The organism is Streptomyces sp. NPDC058751 (assembly GCF_042746485.1).
In the GTDB taxonomy this organism is placed as follows: Bacteria; Actinomycetota; Actinomycetes; order Streptomycetales; family Streptomycetaceae; genus Streptomyces.
Genome location: NZ_JBHYPZ010000096.1, coordinates 1 through 3,281, shown reverse-complemented (window position 1 = coordinate 3,281; position 3,281 = coordinate 1). Strand labels below are relative to the sequence as shown.

Below are 3,281 nucleotides of genomic sequence, written 5' to 3'. Positions count from 1 at the left end.
GGGGGACCCTGTGGGAGAGTAGGACGCCGCCGAACAAATTTTGAAGAAAACCCCCGGACCGGGGATACCGGTCCGGGGGTTTTCTGCGTTCAGGGTCTTTGATATGTACTGAGGCTGGGACAACAGCTCAGGCATTCCAGACCGCGTCGAACCGGGCGACCAGCTGTCGGAGTTCGCGAGCGTTTCGAGGTGTCAGGGCCTGTAGGACGGCATCGAGGAGAGCGCGTGCTTCCAGGGGATCGCCGCAGCAGTACCAGTGCACGTCGCCCCACTCGTAGTCATGCCACAGCCGGCTCTCGGGGTGGTTGACGTAGTCCTTCCACAAGCGAACGGCCGTGCTGACGTCTCCTGGCCGCAGATAGTTGCGGGTGCGTTCGAGTCGAACGATCTCGGACAGCGCACCTGAGGACAGGCCGTCGATGTCCCGTCTCGCTTCTGGTGTCCGGCGGCCGGGGATGCCGGCCCGGACGCGTCCTGGCCGTCTACGCGGCATGGACCTTTCGGTTCATCGTCATGCCGCACATCGTGCCACGCGGGCAGGATGCGATGCCGGGCCTCGGCGGAGCTCGAGTCAGAGCGATGAATCTTCGGAGCGGCCGGCCGTCCCGTCGCCCAGCCACCAGAAACAGCCTTCCGCCATGCGCCGGGCGCGAAGTCCGCGGACTGCGATATAGCACCGTCCTCATCGTGGACGGCACCCTGTTGTCCACCCGCGACCACACTGCGGCCGAGCAGTCCAAGAACTATCGGTACTCCACCAACCACCAGGTCGTCATCGACGTCGACACCCGCCTGTCGTCGTGATCGGCTGGCCCATGCCTGGGAACCGCACGGAACAGCCCGATGGGACAACGTCCGCCTGCACCTGACGGCCGGCATGCGGGGGTTCATCGACGCGAACGCCGAGTGGCTCACGGTGTTACTGAAGATGCTGCAGTACCGACCGGAGGTCATCGACGGCTGCCTCGCAGGCACTGAGCTGGCCCTGGGCCTGTGAGCGTCGGGTCGATGGACCCGAGATTGGTCGAAGACCAAAGCCGCTGGTCAACTACGGTGGCGGCATGACTGGCAGCTTGCCCGAGGACGTGGCCGACGTGCTTGACCTCGTTCTGAGCCCGGACGAGCCCGTTCACGTCGCCCTCCGACGACAGGTGCCCCAACTCAGGGTGCAATCCCGCTGTAAGTGCGGGTGCGGCTCTGCCTACTTCGAACTCGACGCCGACGCGGTGGAGCCCGCTCCAACGGGCCTCGGCACCGTCGTGGCTGTCGACGTACAGCTGTTCACCGAAACCGGCGAGTGCCCTGGCGAGGTCCTGGTCTTCGCGCAAGGCGGGTACCTCTCATGGCTGGAGGTCTGCTCTTGGAACGATGACGTCGAGGTGAATCTCTCCACGGCGTGGCGCTGGCTACAGCCACCATCCTGAACACGAGCCAGCAACAGCCAGCAGTCCCGGACCCTGACGCCGCCACCACGAGCCGAGCGACATCACGAGCTCAAGTTCAGTAGTGCGCATGGCGACCCGGCTGCACCCCCGGCCCGGGTCGCCGACCGTGCACGACGGAGCCGTGGCCGTACTGCGATGAGCCGCACGACAGGCACGCGTCGCCAAGGGGCCTCTCCCCGGACGACGTCCGGCTCCTGCGCCGCGAGACCGTGCCGCAGCGGCCGAGCGGCTGCGGCATGACCCACAGGCACCCAAGTGGACCCCCGAGGAACGGGAGACCTGGGAACGGCTCGGCGCGGGCCGCCCGTGGTTCGACGGCCCGATCGCCATCAGGTACCGCTCCTCACCATCGCCTCCTGCGAAGGGGACGGCGGCAGCGAGACCTGGATCCCCGAGGGGGAACAGATGCCCCGGCCCCCGCGCCCCTTGGGAGAACCGGACGGCAACTTCGCCAGGATCGACATCACCGGCGGCAACAACCTCCAACCCCATGTGTGCCCGGCATCCCCGGACCATCCGCACATCGAACTGCTCCAGTGAGCCGTTCGGGCCCTGGGTCAGAAGGGAGGGCGCCAGCTGCCCCAGTGTGTCTCGTGGCCGGGTGGGGGCCAGGAATCCGGTCCCTCTGTACAGGGCCACAGTCGGCCCACCCATTCACATTCAGGGATCGCGCCTTCCCAGTCGTCGGTGCACCGGTCGGCCCAGGCACTGCCCACCATGACCGGCCGGGTCCTCATACCGTCGGCGGCCTTCTGAACCCGTACCACCAGACCCAGCCCATTGACTCCAGGGTTCCCCCGCGGACCGTAGGACACGTCGAGCACCTCACATCTGTGAGCGTGCAAGAGGAACCGTTCCAGATCAGCAGGAACGCAGGCAGTCAACTGCCTTCCCCAAAGCGTCACTTGGGGGCCGTGGACCGCGTCGGCCGCGACGCAGAACAACCGGCTGTCGACGAAGTAGGCGTACACGGCGGGCTCCGCGGGCCCCTTGCCGAACTCCACCCCCAGGGTCTCCTGGAACGAGGGGTCGGCCTGGAACCGACGCAGCTCGCCCATGCCCGGCAGTACTGCGGCGACCTCAGTGACACGCATGCCGAAGCGCAGGGGGCCGACGGCCTCCAGGGGGACCAGCTCCCAGTCCGACCGTGCCGGCCCCTTCACCGCGCTCCGACGCTCTCTGCTGTCGTCATCTCTCCACCCGCCCCCACTCACGCACCGAGCGACCTTCTGGATCACTTGAGCGGCCGGAAGTCGGGGTGCCTGGTTCAGGACCGCACATGACGGCGGTGGTCACATGATCGATGCGCTGCGGGCGGAACTCCCGCAGCACAGCCGGGGGTAGTGGCTCCGCCAACTCGATCACCAACGTCGGACCAGACACGCTGGGAGCCTAGAGCGCCGAGGACTGGTGCCGCTCGCTGTCGGACGCCCCAAAAGATCTTGACAGGGGGTGGTTGACACTACCCATGCAGGTGAGTAAAGTTCTCCGAGTTGTCGAGGAGCCAGTGGCTTCAGCGACGGCACCTCCGCCGCGGATGCGGCACTCAAACCTTCAGCACGATCTCCCAGCCGGGGCGAATTCGGCGTGCCCGAATTCAATTCGATTGGGGTCCGGTAGCCCGATTAGGAACTGCCGGGAAGATCCGCTAAAGTTTGAGACGTCGGAACGGCCCAACAGCCGTGAAGGTAAAACCCGCTGACTGGGAGTCAGGCCCGAAAGGATCTGATAGAGTCGGACTCGCCGGAAAGGGAAACGCGGAAGCGGGAACCTGGAAAGCGCCGAGGAAATCGGATACGGAAACGGTCTGATAGAGTCGGAAACGCAAGACCGAAG

Annotated in this window: 3 protein-coding genes and 1 pseudogene; 3 read left to right on the top strand and 1 reads right to left on the bottom strand. The window is 66.1% G+C overall.

Going from position 1 to position 3,281, the window contains the following annotated elements:
- Positions 1–127 precede the first annotated feature (127 nt).
- Positions 128–493, bottom strand: a complete 366-nt coding sequence (locus ACFW6B_RS41000; protein ID WP_386605030.1) for a hypothetical protein — start codon at positions 491–493, stop codon at positions 128–130.
- A 182-nt stretch (positions 494–675) separates the two neighbouring features.
- On the opposite strand from ACFW6B_RS41000, the pseudogene ACFW6B_RS40995 reads away from it, so the two are divergent.
- From ACFW6B_RS40995 to ACFW6B_RS40985, 3 genes and pseudogenes are all read left to right on the top strand, one after another.
- Positions 676–836 (top strand): annotated as a pseudogene (locus tag ACFW6B_RS40995) (IS5/IS1182 family transposase); the annotation flags it as partial.
- A 225-nt stretch (positions 837–1,061) separates the two neighbouring features.
- Positions 1,062–1,424 carry a hypothetical protein gene (locus ACFW6B_RS40990; protein WP_386605028.1) on the top strand — a complete coding sequence of 121 codons (363 nt, stop codon included), beginning with the start codon at positions 1,062–1,064 and terminating at the stop codon, positions 1,422–1,424.
- A 327-nt stretch (positions 1,425–1,751) separates the two neighbouring features.
- Positions 1,752–1,985 (top strand): hypothetical protein, encoded by a 234-nt coding sequence (locus tag ACFW6B_RS40985; protein ID WP_386605026.1) that lies wholly within the window; start codon positions 1,752–1,754, stop codon positions 1,983–1,985.
- Positions 1,986–3,281: the final 1,296 nt, after the last annotated feature.

What these genes read in the sequence shown, in the direction of transcription:
- ACFW6B_RS40990 (WP_386605028.1), top strand. Translation starts at nt 1,062, where the DNA reads ATGACTGGCAGCTTGCCCGAGGACGTGGCCGACGTGCTTGACCTCGTT.
- ACFW6B_RS41000 (WP_386605030.1), bottom strand. Translation starts at nt 493, where the DNA reads ATGCCGCGTAGACGGCCAGGACGCGTCCGGGCCGGCATCCCCGGCCGC.